This window comes from Desulfothermus naphthae (assembly GCF_054657475.1).
Genome location: NZ_BAAHYQ010000003.1, coordinates 586,108 through 605,000 on the forward strand (window position 1 = coordinate 586,108; position 18,893 = coordinate 605,000).

Below are 18,893 nucleotides of genomic sequence, written 5' to 3' on the forward strand. Positions count from 1 at the left end.
TATACCAGGTGTCATGGCGTGCCGTGGCATAAAAGATGAAAGGGCCCGTATGGCAACAATCCTTACTACACCTCTTATGAATTGTATGGCCAAGGTTCCACTCTATGTGCTCTTAATTGGTATGTTCTTTACTGAATATAAGGCTATTGCCATGTTTTTTATAGCCACAATTACACTGATCATAGCACTTGCTGTAGCTAAGGCCTTAAATCTGACTGTGCTTAAGGGAAAGGAGAGTGCTCCATTTGTAATGGAGCTTCCTCCTTATCATATCCCTACACTCTCTGGTGTCCTGCGTCGTTGCTTAGAGAGGACATGGCTATTTGTAAAAAAGGTTATAACTATCATTATTATAGTGGCAATTATTGTCTATGTACTCATCAGCATGCCTGGAATAGGTAAAGAGAGGAAGCTCTATTATGAAAAGAGGGCAAATCAGGCAATCGAGAAGTTCTATAAGGAGATAGGAAAAGAAAATCCATATGCCAAGCACTTGGCTGGTAAAGGGCTTATGGAATTTGCTAGATATTGGGACTCATATAAGATTGCTATGATGGGGGCAAAGGGGAAGAAGGCAAAGAAGGCTATTGATGAAAAGTTTAGGGCCAAAAATATGGAATTCTACAAGATAGTGAAAAGGGGAAAGTATGAATTTGAAGGGAAAAAGATAAAGGATAGAGATGCAAAAAAGGTCTATAAGGCATACAAGAAGCTTGCCAAGGTAAGAAGGAGACTCAGGCGTGAAATCAAGGATGAGACAGTCATATCGAGCTATTTTGGGCGTGTTGGTCGGGCTATAGAGCCATTTACAAAGCTTGCAGGATTTAACTGGCGCATAAATATTGCCCTTATCAGCTCCTTTGCAGCAAAGGAAAGTTCTGTGGCAACCTTAGGGAGCATTTATCAATCCCCACCAGGTGAAGAGGCACAACTTGGAGAGAGGATGAAGAGCAAAGAGACTGGCTGGACACCACTTCATGCCCTGGCCATAATGCTTTTTATGGCCATGTATCCTCCCTGCATCCCTACACTGATCATGGTGCGATTGGAGACTGGAAGCACAAAATGGATGTTATTTGCCACGATCTATCCCATTATATTGGGGCTTTTAATAGCAATCCTTGTATTCACTGGAGGAAATCTTTTAGGCCTTTCAGGATTTCAGGCAATGATTGCCTTTTATATCCTGGCAATAATATGCACAGCAATAATGGGATTTATCAAAAGAGAACCAAAAATTGTATAGAAAGGAGGTGTTAAAATTATGAAAAGGGTCTTAATTTGCTTATTTGGTTTTACAGTTATGATCTTTTTGGCCACTTATTCCTATGCTCACACCCCGCTTTGCTCCTGTTATGACAATGGAGATGGAACAGTGACATGCGAGGGTGGATTCTCTGATGGCTCCTCTGCTGCTGGCGTTAGTATGACTGTGGTGGATAAGAGTGGAAAGGTATTGATAAAGGGAAAGATGAATGAGGATAGTGAATTTACTTTTAAAAAACCAGATGTCCCTTATACAGTGGTTTTTGATGCAGGGCCTGGTCATGTAGTTAAGGTAAAGAGTAAAGATATCACTGAATAAAAAAGGAGGATAAAGATGAAAAAGATTACGTTATTAAGTATGTTATTCGTATTTATGTTAAGTGTTTCTGCATTTGCCCATTTTCAGATGATTTATAGCCCAAACAGTGTGCCCAAAACAAAAAAGATTAATCTCAAACTTATTTTTACCCATCCGTTTGAGGCTGGTCATACCATGGATATCGGAAAGGATGAAAATGGTAAGATACACCCACCCCTAGCCTTTGGTGTGATGCATAAGGGAAAAAAAAGGAATTTATTAAAAAAACTAAGGCCAATTACCTTTAGGAGTCTGACTAATAGCGGTAGAGCCTATGAGGCTGATGTTAAATTAAGGGGTATGGGGGATTATGTATTCTATTTTGTGCCTGCTCCTTATTATGAACCTTCAGAGGACATCTATATTCAGCATTGCACAAAGGTCATTTTCAATGTGGCTGGTGCACCAACAGATTGGGATCAACCGGTTGGTGATCCTCTACCAGTTGAGATTATTCCTTTGGACAAACCCTATGCGCTGTGGGTCGGAAATGTGTTCAGAGGAATTGTGACCTGCAAAGGAAAGCCTGTTCCTTATGCTGAAATAGAGGTAGAATATATGAATCATGATATTAAAGGGAATGCCTTTGTTAAGGAGGCCAAGGTAGAGGCACCTCACGATGCCCTGATTACCATGACCATAAAAGCAGATGTAAACGGCGTATTTACATTCGGTATCCCAAAGGCAGGCTGGTGGGGTTTTGCAGCACTCGGAGCTGGTGGGGATTTGAAATACAAGGGTAAGGAACTCTCCCAGGATGCGGTTATCTGGGTTCAGGCTCTAGATATGAAATAATTATATATTTTTAGGCCCCAGGCCTTTATTTAAGGCCAGAGGCCTAAAAAGGAGAAAACCTATAGTGAATAAGAAGAGATACATAATAAGTAAGGATAATTTTAGTAGTCCTTTTTTTGTCTTCTTCTATTTTCTTAAAATTTAATGTATATCTACCTTTGCCACCATCATAATATTTTTCTTTACCTTTTATTTTCTTGAAGCTCTTTTATAACTTTACTAATTAAATTGTCTCTTTCTCTTTTGTCTTTTAATGCCTTTAGATAAAATTCTCACAAATGGGTTAAGAACTCCGATGGTTTGGAGAGAAGGCTCTTTAAGGATTTTTGGAGTTACTAACTGAATCACTTACTATGATTTTTTGGGCAGCACCACGGCCAAGGACAAGCCTTGTATCCTTTATTGAGATAAGGAGAGGGCCTGGGCGTGAATTACTAAGCACCTTTATGGTAACCCCTGGAATGAGCCCTAAACTAAAGAGTCTTGACTGTAAACCCCTGCCTGCATTTATCGCCACTACTGTCACTTCCTTATTTTTATCTGCTATACTGAGTGGGATTAAGCCATTCATTTTCCACCTTTAACTGTCTACATCTGTTAATAAAAATTTAATTCAAAAATAAAATTTTGTCAAATCTCTTGACAAGAAAACAGCAAATCAAAGTTCGTGAACAGTTCTTGCCCAGATACAGTTGTTTTTTACGAACAAAACCATTTTTGACCACTTGCGTTGAATTACAATGCTTGCATACAACCATTTTCTCCCTCCCATCATTTTGGTTGGGATCACTTATATTATATTTCTATCTAAATGTAAACACTCTCAAAATAAAATGATACTCCCTGTATAAGACCTAAAATCAGCACGCATTCCCAACTTCTGAAAAGACTCAAGAAATGTATCTCTCAAAGCAAAACAACCTTTTAACTCCCCTATCTTTAATCTAATTCGCCCTTTTGCATAATGAGAAACTTTTATATCCATTTTTTTTCTCCGAATTTGATGTTTGGATGTTAATTTAAACTTGTAGCAACACGACTTACACTAGATTTAGATAATATTTTTAAAGACTTATTATATTTCTTACACAATTTCTTCACCACAGAACAGGCCCCGTGACTATTGCAGTCAACAGGACAAATAACTAAATCAGAAGACTTAACTTTTTTCACCAAAGAATCTTTTCCTCCTTTTATATAGCCATCGTGATAATCAAATTCATAGCCTGCTTTTTCTACTAACTCACGATAAAGATGCTTTAACTTAGTTATACCTCCTACAATCAAAACCCGTCTAGGACACTTCTCGCATTGCCATGATTCAAAACCCTTTTTCTCTGCACACTCCAAACAAGAATATAAATTCTGCTCCAACGCACCTAACTCTGAGCCTAAAAACTTTGTCTTAGAATCTTTTATTTTTAAATCAGCTAACTTCTTTTTTAATTTTTTATTTTCTTTTTTTAATTTTGTTATTTGTCTTTGCACCTTCTTTTCTTGCTCTAATTTACTATTTAATTTTGAAGTCAATAAATACACCTCTTTTTTTAGTATCATATTTTCTCGGGCTATTTTTTTCATCCTATCAGTATCTATATTATACTTATTACAATTTTTTAAATTTGTACGTTGTTTTAACTTTTTCTTAAAATTTCTAATCATTAATCTATATGAAGAGATAGATTTTCCCATTTTTTTACATGTAACTTTATAAATATTCAATTCTCTTCTTAATTTTAAATTTAAGTCTACATTTAAATGAGACAACATATGGATATCCCCAAAAATTTTACTTAAAGATAAAGGAGATAAATCTTTTTTAAGACAAGCTACAAAAAAAATTTCTTTAATTTTTCCTACAGAAAACAGCCTATTCCAATGATTTAAAAACTCATCTTCACTTAAAGACAAATACTTTTGCAAAAAAATTTTATTCTTATAATAAAGATAATTTTCTATTTTTAAAGAAATATCGTTTTTTGTATCCATATAACTCATCAATTTTTTATGTAATGAATACGAGGATACATCTTTATCCAACTTAATTTTCATCTTCTTAAATAATGCCAGTGCTTTTTTATCATCTATATACATCCCAATAAGTGGACACTTAAAAAAATCTTCAACTTCCCATAACCTCCTAACCGCAACGTTTTGTCTAAGATCACCTACCATAATAACCTCCTCCTTTAACTTACTATGTCTTTTGATTTTTTTTCTTAAATTAAAAAAATTTGCATCACTACTGCTTTCCTCTGTCATCCTAATGCCCATGGACTTAAATGCTTTAGAAATAAAATTTTCTACATCCCTCTTTGTTTCTACACCTGAAATAGAACTTTTAGCCTTTATACACATTTTCACTCTCCCCCTTTTTATTGTTTTCTTTATAAAAACTACTAAATTACCTTTGTATTTTTTTGCCTTATAAAGGAATGTATCTACTTTCTGAAAAATATTGTTTTAACATTCATTAATTCTAATACGACTTTTTATAGTATCTATTTTTTACTCTAATCGCCCCACAATTAAGCGAAGTATTATCTATCTTTACATTTTCATTGCTTCATATCTTCTATAATTTTTCTTATTTTATTTATTTATATTATAAAAAAAACAAAATATTAGCTTGATCAACAGCAATTCTCGGTGAGTTCGTAAAGGTAACTACGAAAAAAATTATAATTATTTTTCCTAAAACATATTTATAAAAAGATAGTGTTAAAATAAAGCCGTAAATCAAATTATTTCTCACCGAGAATTGCTGGTTTATCATGACCTTTCTGCCAAAATTTTTAAAACATCTTCAGGATAAAGCTCAAAGAATAATAATGGCCTAAAATTCTACCACATATCTAACTGAAGATATAAAACCTTCAGTGTCATCTATATTGCCTTCATAATCATCGTTCATATATTGGCAATCTAGAGAAAGGTGACTGTATTCTGTTACTTTGAATTTTACATATCCCTCCACTACCTGGGTATTATCTACCTCAGCATCATCACAACCATCAAGATAAGCATATCCAATTCCTATTTCATCATTTTCTCTTCCCCATAATTTTCCATTTATATTAATTCCACCTGAATACAAAGTATCAAAATCTACTATTGCATCGTCATCCTGCCATCCAAACCTAAAAAATACACCTAAGATTTCTCCTATTTTTTGATCTGCTGAAATTCCTATTCCTTGATATTTTTCTTCTGAGTTGTCCCATCCCTCAAACTCTTCAGAGGTAATATAACCTATTACTCTGTAATTACCATCCCCAACAGGTGTATCTAAACTCAATCCAATCTCGCCACCATAGTAGTTATAAGATTTAGTATCATCCTCCTCTGGAGTTTCCCATTTATCAGTTTTGGTATCCATAGCCAGGGCCTTGAGATAAAAATTTTTATAAGCGAGTTCAACTACACCTCCTGAATCGTAAGATGGCAAATTCAATAAAGGATTGTTGACAAATACTTCATTCATAAATTGACTCAATTCATCATTTGCAAATTCATTTTCATCTAAATACCCGGTTGAATCAATTATACCAAAGGTACCAGCTAGAGAAATATCTTCAGTTAAATTAAATGTATGTTTATACCATGCCTCTAATAAATAATCTCTATTTCTCCCATTGATGTCTTTTACGTCATCTTCTAGGTCATCTGCATATGAGGCTAGTAAAAATGGGGTTTTATTGTGTAAACTATTACCTGAAGCATAACTTAGAGTCACTTGGAATTCATCTATGTCAGTTGGGTGAAAATTAAAACCAATATCCGCTGCAATAGCACCTCTACCAAGGGAATCATCATTATCTTCAGAATCATAATCCAGATACTGATATGTGCCTGCTATGGACACATCCAAGGAAAGTTGTTTGGTGATGTCATAACCATAGACATAATCTTTAAGACCGGTTAACACGACAAACATCAATGCCAGTAAAAAAATTTTTTTGTGTATCATCATTTTCTCCTTCTTTAGGTTTTTATGTTATTTTTAATTAATTAGGGGCAAATAATATATAATCCTTCTCTCCTTTTGAATTTTGCTTTTTATATTATTCAACGTTTATAGTATAAACCAATATTAACCTTAACCAAATCCAACTTTAATGGTTTAAGTATAACAGGAGGTGCCCTAGCTCTGGTTTTTGAAAATTTTTGCAGCATATAAAACCATAAATAAATGGCATCATAACCATTCTTGAAATGCAAGTCTAAAATTTTATTGATCTTTAAACAAATATTCACCATAAGAATTTTTCCTTTCCATATATTAAAACACTACTGTATTAAAAAAATTTCAAGTTTAATTCTTTTTAAAATAACCTTCTATCTTAATTATACATTCCTTAAATGCATTTACCACGACAGGACAGAATTGTGTACCACTATTGCTTAATATCTCCTGAACTACTATCTCAAATGGCATAGCTGAACGATAAGGCCTTGGTTGTAACATTGCAGATATTGCATCTGCCAATGCTACAATCCTAGCACCTAAAGGTATGTTCTTGCCTCTTAAACCTGAAGGATACCCCTGTCCATCAAATCTCTCATGATGATAAAGCACTATATCTATAAGTTCACTACCAAAACATTTTCTAAGGGGTGATATAATGTTCGCTCCAATAACAGGATGTGACTTAATTACTTTCCACTCGTGCCTATTTAATGGTTCAGACTTTTGTAAAATGTTATCTGGGATTCCAATTTTACCTATGTCATGTAGATGTCCTCCAATGTGGATCAGCTCAATCCGTTCCTTACTAAGTCCCATTTCACTTGCGATAATGGAACTTATATCCGCAACTTCAATTGAATGGTAATATGTATTTTTGTCTCTTGCATCTAGTGCCAGTCCCAGGGATTCAAAAAGAGGATGCAATATATTAGGTAAACATTTCTTTTTATTATTACAACTAATTGTTTTTATGATATTAAACACTGGATTTGTGGTAAACATATATCTCTCCTAAATTTAATTGGTCTAAAATCTATTTATTAATATTTATTTTTTGTAGCTAAAACATACATTTCTATTGCTGCGACCTACACATCCATTTAATATTTCTTTTTTTAAATCTCCAATTCCTAAAATTTCTGTACCTTTTATTTTAAGCAATAAATAGCAAGTAAAGAAAAATATTCCTATTCCCACAATCCATATCATTGACAGGAGTGGATGTAATTTAAATGTAGCAATTTGATAGAAAATCGTGGATACTGACCATGCTAAAGTAACCGTATATATTACAATGAATATGGCCCATCTAAAATTAGCTTCCCTATAAATTGCAGCAACAGCTACAAGACATGAAATATAAAGGAGAACAAATAAAAGATATGCAAATGCCCCAATCTTACCATGAAAATGGTTACGCATAATCTCTAATGCAGTGGGCTCTACATCCTCAGGCGGCTCTTCTGCAGCAGAACCTATTCCAAAAGGATCTGTAATTGTTGATGCAAGTCCAGATAGATTCTCTGGAATTGATGTAAATGCATCTTTTATTCCCTGCAATACACTAAAAGACTCTTCCTCAGTATCGGTATTTACCTTTAATTCAGCACCATAGAGGGAATTAAGTGTACCTACAACTGCCTCTTTTGCAAATATACCTGTAAATAGTCCAACAGTGGCTGGCCAATTGTTCTTTTCTATCCCTAAGGGATGAAGGATTGGAGTAATGGTCTTGCCTATCTTTGCCAAAACTGATGATCCACTATCCTCATGCCCAAAGGTGCCATCAGTGCCAATAGAATTTAAAAAACTCAACACAACCACTATTGCAATAATGACCTTACCAGCCTTTATAAGAAATACCTTTAATCTATCATAGGTATGGAATAAGACCCCTTTAATAGTTGGCATGTGATAAGGGGGCAGCTCCATGACAAAAGGAGAAATCTCTCCTTTTAACACAGTGTTTTTTAATAAGATTCCTGTAAGAATAGCCATTAAAATTCCTATTAAATAAAGCAAAAATATTAAATTACTTGACCCTGTTCCAAAAAATGCTGCTCCAAATAGGGCATATACAGGAAGTCTTGCCCCACAAGACATAAATGGATTCATAGCAATGGTGAGAAGTCTGTCTTTTTCATTTTCTAAAGTTCTGGTTGCCATAATAGCTGGGACATTGCAGCCAAACCCTACCAGCATGGGGATAAAGGCCTTCCCAGGTAGCCCAATTGCCCTCATAAGCCTGTCCATAACAAAGGCTGCTCTGGCCATATATCCTGAATCTTCTAAAATAGACAAACACAAGAACATAAATCCAATTGGAGGAATAAATGTAGCAACGGTCTGGATACCACCCCCAATTCCATTGCAAAGTACAGTCAGTTCCGTAGAAAAAATTTTGTCTAGATACTGCTTTTTCCCTGGACATAGCCCACCACTTTGCCTTGCTCCCCAACCTTCATTTCACTTAATTTTAACTTCATAAACTTTCCCCTAGTTTAGATTAGATTTCTTTAATTAAATTAGATAAATCTAAGTTATCAAACAAAAAATACATACCTTATTGTATCAATTATTTATCTTGTTTATAGGACCACTAGAATTAGAATTGACTTAAATTGTTTGACTAGTCTAATTAAATTAAACGAGATTAATTGTCAAGTTTTTTATTCAACACTACTAAAAGTTAATTCAGCAATTCTCGGTGAGTTTGAGAAGATAGCTTTTATGGGATAATACAAGAAACACGATATTTATTTTTCGTAAAGTATGAAAAAAATAACGATTTTGTAAAAATTTTATTAATATTTTAGGTCAACTAAAGAATTTTGCATCATCCCTATAGGGTGAGATTGCCAATACAACTCCATTTTAAAGTTTATAAAAGAAAGTAATAATACCAATACCAATTACGCATACACCTTATAAATTTTTAGCATGGGAGTCTACTATCCGCACTATCTCTTCATAAAAATTTTTCTAAAGAGAAATTTTAAACCAGTGCTAATAATAACATTTTTTGATTTAAAAATAAAATTTTTTAAACTGAGCCTGTTGAAAAATATTTTTGAACAGCCTCCTTATAAACTTAGCAATAGAATTAAAATAGAAAATTTTGGCTTTATAAGCAATTAATTATATGATAATGTTAGGAGGAAAAATATTTGAATTATTATCAATAACAGGTTAAAATCACAAAAATTTAGGGGTAACTTTTATGCAGGTTGATGAACTTATTGAAAACATAAAGAAGTTACCAAAAAATGATTTAAGAATTCTTTTAGAATGGATAGAAAATTTTGAACAAGAACTTTGGAATAGAGAATTTGAAGAAGATGTAAGACTAGGGAAACTGGATAAATTAGCTGAACAAGCTATTAGAGATTTTCGAGCTGGTAAATGTCTAAAACTCTAAAGCATTATACAAACCCTACTTTTGGGGAAAATATAAAGAACTACCTGAAAATATTAAAAAATTGGCAAATAGAACTTTTGAACTTTAAAAAAAACCTTATCATCCCTCATTACATATAAAGAAGGTTGATAGATATTGGTCAGTTCGAGTGGGTAAAAAATATAGAGCTATTGGAATAGAGATTAGGGAAGGAATTATCTGGTATTGGATTGGTAAGCATTCGGAATACAAAAAAATTATAAATTCCTAATAACCCACTCCAGCGGACGGCGTTACACGCTGCCAAGGAGAAACAAAATAATACATCTGGCAGTCAGAATGAATACCCGCATAAGTGTTTGTTCCTCAGAATGTACCTCTTAGGATAAGTGGACAGAAAGCAAGAGAGATACTGAGGAAAAAAGGATTAGTGTAAAACTAGACAAAGGGGGACCTATTATGAGGCAAGTAAAAATTATTGTAGAAAAACATCCTGATGGCTATGTAGCTTATCCTTTAGGGCTTAAGGGAGTTGTGGTGGGACAGGGAGATACTTATGAAGAAGCTCTTGCGGATGTAAAGTCTGCGATTCGCTTTCATATAGAAACTTTTGGTGAAGAAATTCTTGATGTTGAACCACCAGTACTTGAAGTATTTGTTGCTGAAGCAGGAGTTGAGGTTTGATGAAAAAATTCCCTGTTGATGCTTCAAAGAGAAAAGTAATAAAGGCATTGCAAAATCTGGGTTTTCGAGTTGTGCGAGAAAGAGAGCATATTTCTATGGTGCGAGAGAATCCAGATGGAAGCAAAACTCCTTTGACTATGCCTAACCATCCGAGAATTAAAGCTTCCACTCTGAGAACAATTTGCACGCAGGCTGGTATCTCAAGGGATGAATTCTTAAAAGCCTATGAGAAAACATAAATAAGAGCATTGTGTTTGAAAATTGGGGAAAAGAGATTTTTAGGTATTGGAAAAATAGGAGAAAAACACTGGTCTGCAACCGTTACATATAGAAAGGAAAATATTAGAATTAACATACAGAACAGCCTTTATCTGTCTCTCACTCAGTCCTATTTTTTTCAAATATCCCTCGTTATATATGTCTTTTTGCAATATAACCGAAAACCCACCAAATTCTTCTTTAAATTCAGGTTCAGGAAGTCCTTGTTTTTTGCAGAGGTCAACCATTCTTTTTGTTCCTGTACCCCATCTTTCTATTAGCCCTGCGTAATAGAAAACCATAGCAAGGAGCTTATTTCTTGGTTTGGATGCGTGTTCTTTTTTTAAGTCATCAATTGTTAGCCCTTCTGGCAATCCACCAGGGTTCCAAAACCATATACGATCATCATATATTTTGATCTGAATCTCTGCGGAATTTATGTACTCACGATGTATAAGGGCATTTATACATGCTTCTCTGATTGCAGGTAAAGGGTAATCCCACACATCTTTCCTATGCACATCCTCTATTACATAGCTTACATTGATATGCTTTTTAATTGCATTTGTAAGAGCTTTAACTTGCACAAACAGATTTCCTTTTATTATAATGGTATCAACAAAAAACAGGCACTTCAGAGGGTTTTATCTCCACTCTTATTACTTTTTTGTTGTCCAGAGTTTCCAGTTGTATATCGGGAATTATGCCAAGATTGTTTCTTATTTTGTTTGGCAGGATTTCAAGAAGTTTTTCTGGACTTTCAATCTCAACAGGTGTTCCATCATCGCGGATACCAACATACAATATTCCTCCATCCCCATTGGCAAAAGAACACAAAGTTTTTAGATGTTCGTCTTTCCACTTTTCCTTAAATTCTATATCCTGCGATTCTCTCATCACTTCCTTACCCCAATTCTTTTTCTTTTCACTCCTCAAATTTAAATCTCCTCAAAAACAATCTCTTTTACTTCTCTTTTCTCTGTATCAAAGTTTATCCCACAAAGAATAGTTTTAATCCCCTTATTTTTCCAGAATATAGAAGGAGTCTGATTGTCTATCTCATTAAAATCAAAAATAAGCACAGGATGTTTTTTAAAATCCCACTTATCATAGATATATACTCCTTTAAAAAGCTCTTTGTTTCCATAAAAAAGCTCTTTTAGAGTGGATATGGTTAAGGATTTACCAAATCTTCTGGGCTTTGATAAAAAATAACATTCTCCCTCTGTAATGAGCTTATATATCCATTTGGTTTTATCCACATATACAAGGTCCTTTTCTCTGAGCTTTCTAAAAGACGATGTATCAGGCCCAAGTCTTTTTTTCATGACTTTGCTCCCTTATTAAACAAACTTCACATCCCCCAGATCCATATTTCTTTGCCTCTGTATTTTTCCCTTCTCTCAAATATCTTCTCATCCCAACTCACATCTTTTCTTTTATCAAATATCACAAGATGTCCTTCATCTGCTCCACATCTGTCCATATATTCATAGGTCTGAGATAAACCTTCTTCTATGGTCTTTTCCAGACTTTTATAAAGAACTTTAAGCTCTATCACCACCTTTTGCACCTTCTTTGCTTCTAAAAGACTATTTGTCCCAATAGGCCATATCAAAAGAAGATCTGTTCTCTTTCTGCCAAGTCCATATTCCCTCTCTATCCTTCCGCCACTATTAACAATCCTTTGCAAAAATGCCTGCATAAGTAGTTGTGGACCTGCTTCTTTGTATTGAAATCTCTCAAGCCAGCTCTCGCTGTGCTCTCTAAAAAACTCTTGAAATGCCCGCATAAGTTTTACCATATCAAGGCTTCCATCTTGATTTACATACCACAAAGCATCATGGGTTATGGTAACTTGAGTACTAAAGGTAAGCTCCCTTGGAATTATCTCCTGATATATCTTATTGGAAATCCTCAAATTCGGACGGGTCTTAATCAAACCTAAATCCTCTACATATAAAATATCATCAATTGGTATGTCCTCTGGATTTTTGTCTCCTTCTAAAATTGCCTCTATTACCCTTTGAACCCTATCTTCCTTAAGCTTGTCTGTAAGTTGATCAATGTGGGTATATCTCTCTAAAATTATCTTTTCCTTTGCCTCTGTAATAAGCTCTTTTGTAATTGGTTTGCTCCTATCTCTTCCCTCTTTTAACTTAAAACATGCCACATATCCAAGTGCATTTACAAGCCAAGGCTGTCCTTCTGTTAGCTCCCATACATAATCTATAACCTCATCTTCAAACCTTTGCCCTGTTTCCTCTGTATGTTGATTATAAAGGACTTTTATTTCTCTTTTATTAAAATCTCCAAGATGCAAAGACTCAGCTTTAATGTTAAATGCACTTCCTCCTGTTATAATTTCCTTTTCTTTGCTTGAGTGTATGCGATAGTCCCGAACATCTCTTACTCCACACAATATAATGCTCTGGGGAAAGCCTTCTGGTCTGTCTGTATAACCAGCTCTAAGTTGTCTTAAAACACTGATTAATGTGTCTCCAACAAGGCTGTCTATCTCATCTATCATTAAGACTATAGGATTTTTAGTATATTCGCTCATCATGCTAAGTAGTGCCTTAAATGCAGAATATTCTCCTGTTTGTTCAAGTATTTTTTTGTAATGTTCGAGAAAATAATCGTCTTTAAATGTCTTTTGATATCTATAAGCAACTTCATACATAATGGATTGAATTCCTCTGTACACATCCTCTCTTGCCCCTTGAGCGCTTTCCACATTCACATATAGTGCCCTGAATTTGTCTTCTTTGTTTAGATATTCCTGAAGTGCTAAAAGGCAGGTTGTCTTGCCTGTTTGCCTTGGTGCATGAAGGACAAAATACTTTTTCTGATCAATTAGCATTAGCACTTCTTCTAAATCTAACCGCTCTAATGGAGGCAAACAATAATGATCCTCGCACCTTACAGGTCCTGCTGTATTAAAAAATCTCATGTGTGCTCCTTAATTTATTAGTTGTTTTTATAGTATGTTTTTCTTTTTATAATAGTAAACTTATCCTTTATCTTCCTCATACGTAAAGAATTTAATTTTCACATCCCCCAGATCCATATCTCTTTCCCCCTGTATTTTTCCCTTCTCTCAAATATCTTCTCATCCCATGATTTGCCCTTTGTCTTGTCAAATATTACAAGATGCCCTTCATCTGCACCACATCTGTCATATATTCATAGGTCTGAGATAAACCTTCTTCTATGGTCTTATCCAAACTTTTGTATAAAACCTTAAGCTCAATAACTACCTTTTGCACCTTCTTTGCTTCAAGAAAGCTACTTGTTCCAATATGCCATATCAAAAGAAGATCTGTTCTTTTTCTGCCAAGACCATATTCTCTTTCAATTCTTCCGCCACTGTTAACAATCCTTTGCAAAAATGCTTGCATAAGTAGCTGTGGACCTGCTTCTTTGTATTGAAATCTCTCAAGCCAGCTCTCACTGTGTTCCCTGAAAAACTCCTGAAATGCCCGCATAAGTTTCACCATATCAAGTATTCCATCTGGATTTACATACCAGAAAGGTTTAAATTGACCCTCTAGCTCTGTCTGTAATATATTGGTTATCTCTCTTGGGATGATCTCTCTGTATATGCCATTGGATATCCTGAGTCCTTCTAAAGTTCCGAAAACTGCATGTTGGTTTGTGTTATGAGTTTCTTAGTTATTGATAAGTCCCATAACTTTGCCTGAAAAAAAATTGAAAGTTCACAGGTAATTTCCTAAATAGGTGGTTTGCCAACACTCTATAAGGAGGAAAATTACCTGTGAACAACAACTTTATCGCTCAATTTTCAAAAAATATCAACTTTTCCTACACATCTTTTGATCGTGTTATCCTTTGCGGTTATATTTTAGACCTCTTCTATGAAGGAGGCGTTGCTTCTTTCCTTAAACCTATGGGTTTTGTTAAACGCTCTAATGGCGTTATGCGCATTTTCACTGACCCGCCTGCCAATCGCCTTGATACTCTGTCTTTTAAAGGAACTATTGATATTGCACTGCTTACTCTAGTTAAACACCTCATATTATTGGTGGGGCACTGGCGGGCAGGAACCACCATTAACAACCCTAAATCGCTGGGGCTTAAAAAACCTGTTCTCTATCTACAGGCCTATTTATGGAAAGATCTTGATGCCAATAACAAATTCCTCCATTGTTGTGCTGACGTTGATCTCTCCTCATTATGTGAGATTGAACCAACATGTTTTCAAAACCTGTTCTTGACCACCTTAACCACAAGGTCCCTGCTCCTGATCTTAGAAAAGACAGACAACTTGCTCTTATCAAAGAATTGCTTAAAACCAAATACTCCTCTTTTGGATTTAAAACTTGTGAACTTAAGAATGCTCTATCCAACTACTTCCGAAATTCCTCTCAAATTCGCTATGAATTGAAAAAAATTAATCTCTAGAAAGATCGTCAAAAAGGCAAAAGGTAAATCATTTTATGCGGTTACTAAATTTGGCTGGAAGTGGCTTTGGGCTACAATTTGTGCTAACGACTTTTTTAAAAATCCCATAATTTCAAGGTGTTTTAAAAAGGACTTAGAACATAGTGCATCACAACCATCTAATATTGAAAAGTCCTATCTCCTCATCCATCAAGGCTTAACCCTCATAACTCAAGAATTTGCAATGATTTAAGGTCCTCTAAAAAACGTAAATTTTTTTCACGTTTTTAAAGACAAAAGCTTATCACTAATAATGTGCGATATAGATAATTTTAAAGCATATAATGACACCTATGGCCATATCATGGTAGATAAGTGTTTAAAAAAAGTTTCAGAAGCAATTAAAAATTCCCTTAAAAGGCCAGGTGATTTTTGGGCCCGATATGGAGGGGAAGAATTTGTGTTTCTTTTGCCAAAAATTCCCCTTAATGGTGCAGTGCGTGTTGCAGAAAGGATACGGAAAAATATAGAAAAGTTGGAAATCCCCCATCAAAACTCATCATCTAAACCAATTGTCACCATAAGTCTTGGTGTGGCTTCAACACAAGGAAGTAATTTGATTTTTCATGAAGAATTGATTAAAGGGGCAGATGCTGGCTTGTATAAGGCTAAAAAAAATGGCAGAAATCAAGTTCAAGTTTTTAAAGAAGATGAATAAATTTATTCACAAAAATTTTTGAAACAAAGAAAGGTAAACAATGATCAGCTCTATATCTGGAGATAAACTTTTTTTAAATAAAATAACCTGTGATAAACCCATATGTAATTCCTAAAATTTATAAAAGAGGTGGAACATGAAAAAGTTTAAAGTATCTCTATTAAATGTTAAAAATTCAGGATTATCTATAGCCAAGTGTTTTGGCCCTTGTGGAATAGACCCTTTGTATTTTAAGGGAAAGAAGATTTTTGTAAAGCCAAATATTGTGTTTTGGACCTCTCAGGTCAATTTTCCCAAATGGGGGGTAATTACCACATCTAAAGTAGTAGAAGGAGTGGTTAAGTATTTAAAAGAGTGTGGAGCCTCTGATATAGCAATTGGTGAAGGCAGTGTGTTATATAACCCAAAGGACAAAACACTTCAATACCAGGCATTCAAAGGATTGGGATACGATAAGTTAGAAGCTAGATACGGAGTGAAACTTGTCTCAGTCCATGATGGACCATTTAGAAAAGTGGAGGTGGACAATGGAATATTCCTGAAATTTAATGAAAAGGCACTTGAGAGTGATGTGATTGTGGATTTGCCAGTACTAAAAACCCATGCCCAGACAAAGGTCAGCCTGGGGATAAAAAATTTAAAGGGATTGTTAGATATGAATTCTCGAAAAAAGACCCATAGTGCAGACGAAAAAAAGAATTTAGATTATATAATTTCCAAATTCGCAAATATATTTAATGAAGTAGTTATTTTGATAGATGGAATATACTCTTTGGAAAGAGGACCTAGTTATGATGGAAAACCCTATAAAACTGATATTTTAATAGGTTCAAAGGATTTGATTTCTGCTGATAAGATTGGGAGTTATATTCTGGGATATGAACCTATGGAAGTTCCACACATTGCCCATGCAATTGAATATAATAATAGGGCAACAGATTTATCTGACATAGAAATTATTGGAGAAAATCCAGATGATTATAGGAGAAAATATGAATATGACTTTGCCTATACAGAAGATGGATCAATGCCAAAGCCCTTTGAAAAAATTGGAATAAAAGGTTTAAGTTACCCAAAGTATGATAATACCTTGTGTACCTACTGTTCTGGTTTAAATGGTGCTATTTTAACAGCCATTGCCAGGGCATGGAAAGGTGAGCCTTGGGATGATGTTGAAATTCTTACAGGAAAAATAAAAGAGCCTTCATACAAAAAGACCACAATCTTAATTGGACAATGTATGTATAAAAGACATAAAGATAATAAAAAAATAAAAAATCCAATATTTGTAAAAGGCTGTCCTCCAGATCCAGAGGAGATAAATAATGCCCTTAAAAAAGCAGGCATAGATGTAGATCCCAATATATTAAAAAATTTTGAATCTTTACCAGGTCTTTTTATGCAGCGCTACAAGAGAAAAAAAGAATTTGATGAATCTTATTTCACTATTGAATAATCTTTCGAGGGATAAATATTATGGATATAAAAAAACTTCTGGAATTTGATAGAAACCATATCTGGCACCCATATACATCAATGAAAAATCCACTGCCAGTATATCCTGTTAAAGAAGCAAAAGGGGTGAGATTAAAGTTATATGATGGTAGAGAGCTTATAGATGGCATGGCTTCGTGGTGGGCTGTTATTCATGGATATAATCATCCTGTGCTAAATGATGCAATAAAGTCTCAACTCAATAAAATGGCACATGTGATGTTTGGGGGAATAACCCATGAACCAGCGGTGAAACTGGCAAAAAAATTAATTGAAATTACTCCATCTTCCTTGGATGCAGTGTTTTTTACAGACTCTGGTTCGGTATCAGTAGAAGTGGCATTAAAAATGGCATTTCAATATTGGATTTCTAAAGGAAGGGAAGAAAAGTCTAAGTTAATCACAATTAGACGGGGATATCACGGAGATACCTTTGGTGCCATGTCTGTATGCGATCCTGTAACTGGCATGCACGAGATGTTTAGAAAAATTTTACCTAAACATTACTTTGCAAAAGAGCCCCAAGTTCCCTATGGAGCAAAATGGGAAGATGAAGACATATTTGATATAAAAAACCTGATTAAAAAACACCACAAAGAGGTCGCAGCAGTAATTTTGGAGCCAATTGTTCAGGGTGCAGGTGGAATGAGATTTTACCATGTGGAATACTTACAAAATTTGAAAAAATTATGTAAAGAATATGAAATTTTGTTGATATTTGATGAAATTGCAACTGGATTTGGCAGAACTGGTGAACTATTTGCGAGCTTTTTGGCCTCGGTTGAGCCAGATATTATGTGTATAGGAAAGGCCTTGACTGGGGGATATATGAGCTTTGGAGCCACTCTTTGCTCAAGGGATGTGACAATGACAATTTCAGAGGGAGGGCCTGGGGTCTTTATGCACGGACCAACCTTTATGGGAAATCCCCTTGCATGCTCAGTAGCCCTAGCATCAATAGAACTCCTTTTAAAAAGTAATTGGCAGAAAAAAGTAAAGGAAATTGAAAAGATATTGAGACAAGAGATGGAGAAAATAAAGGAGTTGGATGGTGTTAAGGATGTGCGTGTGCTTGGAGCCATAGGAGTTGTAGAGGTGGATAAAAATGTGGATGTTGCCAGGATACAGAGGTTTTTTGTGGAAAAAGGAGTCTGGATAAGACCATTTTTAAACTTGATTTATATTATGCCTCCTTACGTTATAGAAGAGTCTGAATTAAGGATATTAGTTAATGCTATGTTTGAGGCAATTATGAAAAAAAAATATTAATATTTTTAATATCTTAATGTAAAGAAATATTTTTTTAAAAAGTTGTTGACAGGGTGATGTGATATGTATATATTCCCTCCTCCGTTGCGTGAGTGATAAGAAAAAGGCAACAAAGAAAAAAATAGTTGACAAGAGAGATAAAGAAAGTATAATTAAGATTCTAGTTCATTGACAATTAGATAGTTATAGGAATGGGGAGGACAGGTAAGGATAGAGGCTCTATCCTTTAGGGGGTAGGGCAGGGTTATAGAAATAACCTGAGAGTTTGATCCTGGCTCAG

Annotated in this window: 21 protein-coding genes, 1 rRNA gene and 1 pseudogene (1 of these 23 running past the window's edge); 11 read left to right on the plus strand and 12 right to left on the minus strand. The window is 34.7% G+C overall.

Going from position 1 to position 18,893, the window contains the following annotated elements:
• Nucleotides 1-13 precede the first annotated feature (13 nt).
• From ACYQ1E_RS14555 to ACYQ1E_RS14565, 3 genes are read left to right on the plus strand one after another with little or no spacing between them, the layout of a single operon-like run.
• Nucleotides 14-1,246 carry a nucleoside recognition domain-containing protein gene (locus ACYQ1E_RS14555; protein WP_459880912.1) on the plus strand — a complete coding sequence of 411 codons (1,233 nt, stop codon included), beginning with the start codon at nt 14-16 and terminating at the stop codon, nt 1,244-1,246.
• 18 nt (nt 1,247-1,264) lie between these two features.
• Nucleotides 1,265-1,585: a hypothetical protein gene (locus ACYQ1E_RS14560; protein ID WP_459880915.1), complete on the plus strand. Its 321-nt coding sequence runs from the start codon at nt 1,265-1,267 to the stop codon at nt 1,583-1,585.
• A 15-nt stretch (nt 1,586-1,600) separates the two neighbouring features.
• Nucleotides 1,601-2,419 (plus strand): DUF4198 domain-containing protein, encoded by an 819-nt coding sequence (locus tag ACYQ1E_RS14565; RefSeq protein WP_459880918.1) that lies wholly within the window; start codon nt 1,601-1,603, stop codon nt 2,417-2,419.
• Nucleotides 2,420-2,735: 316 nt separating this feature from the next.
• On the opposite strand, the gene ACYQ1E_RS14570 is transcribed toward ACYQ1E_RS14565, so the two are convergent.
• The 7 genes from ACYQ1E_RS14570 to feoB all read right to left on the minus strand — a co-directional run bounded on the left by ACYQ1E_RS14570 (nt 2,736) and on the right by feoB (nt 8,789).
• Nucleotides 2,736-2,990 carry a FeoA family protein gene (locus tag ACYQ1E_RS14570; RefSeq protein ID WP_459880921.1) on the minus strand — a complete coding sequence of 85 codons (255 nt, stop codon included), beginning with the start codon at nt 2,988-2,990 and terminating at the stop codon, nt 2,736-2,738.
• Nucleotides 2,991-3,027: 37 nt separating this feature from the next.
• Nucleotides 3,028-3,177, minus strand: a complete 150-nt coding sequence (locus tag ACYQ1E_RS14575) for a transposase-like zinc-binding domain-containing protein (RefSeq protein ID WP_459880924.1) — start codon at nt 3,175-3,177, stop codon at nt 3,028-3,030.
• A 65-nt stretch (nt 3,178-3,242) separates the two neighbouring features.
• Nucleotides 3,243-3,404: a hypothetical protein gene (locus tag ACYQ1E_RS14580; protein ID WP_459880926.1), complete on the minus strand. Its 162-nt coding sequence runs from the start codon at nt 3,402-3,404 to the stop codon at nt 3,243-3,245.
• Between the two features lie 29 nt (nt 3,405-3,433).
• The gene (locus tag ACYQ1E_RS14585) at nt 3,434-4,777 is read right to left on the minus strand and encodes a DUF2325 domain-containing protein (RefSeq protein WP_459880929.1); all 1,344 of its coding nucleotides are present in this window, start codon (nt 4,775-4,777) and stop codon (nt 3,434-3,436) included.
• 478 nt (nt 4,778-5,255) lie between these two features.
• Nucleotides 5,256-6,389 (minus strand): carbohydrate porin, encoded by a 1,134-nt coding sequence (locus tag ACYQ1E_RS14590; protein WP_459880932.1) that lies wholly within the window; start codon nt 6,387-6,389, stop codon nt 5,256-5,258.
• A gap of 345 nt (nt 6,390-6,734) precedes the next feature.
• Nucleotides 6,735-7,391 (minus strand): HD-GYP domain-containing protein, encoded by a 657-nt coding sequence (locus ACYQ1E_RS14595; protein WP_459880935.1) that lies wholly within the window; start codon nt 7,389-7,391, stop codon nt 6,735-6,737.
• A 45-nt stretch (nt 7,392-7,436) separates the two neighbouring features.
• A complete protein-coding gene (gene feoB, locus ACYQ1E_RS14600; RefSeq protein WP_459881803.1) occupies nt 7,437-8,789 on the minus strand; it encodes a ferrous iron transport protein B in 1,353 nt (450 codons plus the stop codon).
• Between the two features lie 820 nt (nt 8,790-9,609).
• On the opposite strand from feoB, the gene ACYQ1E_RS14605 reads away from it, so the two are divergent.
• The 3 genes from ACYQ1E_RS14605 to ACYQ1E_RS14615 all read left to right on the plus strand — a co-directional run bounded on the left by ACYQ1E_RS14605 (nt 9,610) and on the right by ACYQ1E_RS14615 (nt 10,709).
• On the plus strand, nt 9,610-9,807 hold the full coding sequence (locus tag ACYQ1E_RS14605) for a hypothetical protein (RefSeq protein WP_459880938.1): 198 nt from the start codon (nt 9,610-9,612) through the stop codon (nt 9,805-9,807).
• Nucleotides 9,808-10,245: 438 nt separating this feature from the next.
• Complete coding sequence (locus ACYQ1E_RS14610; RefSeq protein ID WP_459880941.1) at nt 10,246-10,470, plus strand: type II toxin-antitoxin system HicB family antitoxin; 225 nt, start codon at nt 10,246-10,248, stop codon at nt 10,468-10,470.
• Nucleotides 10,470-10,709, plus strand: coding sequence for a type II toxin-antitoxin system HicA family toxin (locus tag ACYQ1E_RS14615; RefSeq protein WP_459880944.1), 240 nt, complete (start codon nt 10,470-10,472; stop codon nt 10,707-10,709). Before ACYQ1E_RS14610 ends, ACYQ1E_RS14615 begins: the two co-directional genes overlap by 1 nt.
• Before the next feature lie 39 nt (nt 10,710-10,748).
• Here ACYQ1E_RS14615 and ACYQ1E_RS14620 read toward each other — a convergent pair whose 3' ends face one another.
• The 5 genes from ACYQ1E_RS14620 to ACYQ1E_RS14640 all read right to left on the minus strand — a co-directional run bounded on the left by ACYQ1E_RS14620 (nt 10,749) and on the right by ACYQ1E_RS14640 (nt 14,228).
• Entirely contained in the window at nt 10,749-11,315 is a 567-nt protein-coding gene (locus ACYQ1E_RS14620; RefSeq protein WP_459880947.1) for an ATP-binding protein, read from the minus strand.
• Nucleotides 11,316-11,343: 28 nt separating this feature from the next.
• Nucleotides 11,344-11,664: an AlbA family DNA-binding domain-containing protein gene (locus ACYQ1E_RS14625; protein ID WP_459880950.1), complete on the minus strand. Its 321-nt coding sequence runs from the start codon at nt 11,662-11,664 to the stop codon at nt 11,344-11,346.
• Nucleotides 11,665-11,666: 2 nt separating this feature from the next.
• Nucleotides 11,667-12,056, minus strand: a complete 390-nt coding sequence (locus tag ACYQ1E_RS14630; protein WP_459880953.1) for an AAA family ATPase — start codon at nt 12,054-12,056, stop codon at nt 11,667-11,669.
• A 26-nt stretch (nt 12,057-12,082) separates the two neighbouring features.
• Nucleotides 12,083-13,681 carry an ATP-binding protein gene (locus ACYQ1E_RS14635; protein WP_459880956.1) on the minus strand — a complete coding sequence of 533 codons (1,599 nt, stop codon included), beginning with the start codon at nt 13,679-13,681 and terminating at the stop codon, nt 12,083-12,085.
• A gap of 193 nt (nt 13,682-13,874) precedes the next feature.
• The gene (locus tag ACYQ1E_RS14640; RefSeq protein WP_459880959.1) at nt 13,875-14,228 is read right to left on the minus strand and encodes a hypothetical protein; all 354 of its coding nucleotides are present in this window, start codon (nt 14,226-14,228) and stop codon (nt 13,875-13,877) included.
• Between the two features lie 278 nt (nt 14,229-14,506).
• Between ACYQ1E_RS14640 and ACYQ1E_RS14645 the strand changes: the two genes are divergently transcribed.
• The 5 genes and pseudogenes from ACYQ1E_RS14645 to ACYQ1E_RS14665 form a co-directional block, all read left to right on the plus strand.
• Entirely contained in the window at nt 14,507-15,136 is a 630-nt protein-coding gene (locus ACYQ1E_RS14645) for a hypothetical protein (protein ID WP_459880962.1), read from the plus strand.
• A gap of 300 nt (nt 15,137-15,436) precedes the next feature.
• Nucleotides 15,437-15,850, plus strand: a pseudogene (locus ACYQ1E_RS14650) (diguanylate cyclase); the annotation flags it as partial.
• Between the two features lie 136 nt (nt 15,851-15,986).
• Nucleotides 15,987-17,306 carry a DUF362 domain-containing protein gene (locus tag ACYQ1E_RS14655; RefSeq protein WP_459880965.1) on the plus strand — a complete coding sequence of 440 codons (1,320 nt, stop codon included), beginning with the start codon at nt 15,987-15,989 and terminating at the stop codon, nt 17,304-17,306.
• A gap of 20 nt (nt 17,307-17,326) precedes the next feature.
• On the plus strand, nt 17,327-18,613 hold the full coding sequence (bioA, locus tag ACYQ1E_RS14660; RefSeq protein ID WP_459880968.1) for an adenosylmethionine--8-amino-7-oxononanoate transaminase: 1,287 nt from the start codon (nt 17,327-17,329) through the stop codon (nt 18,611-18,613).
• A 253-nt stretch (nt 18,614-18,866) separates the two neighbouring features.
• Nucleotides 18,867-18,893 (plus strand): 16S ribosomal RNA (locus ACYQ1E_RS14665) (it continues 1,593 nt past the right edge of the window).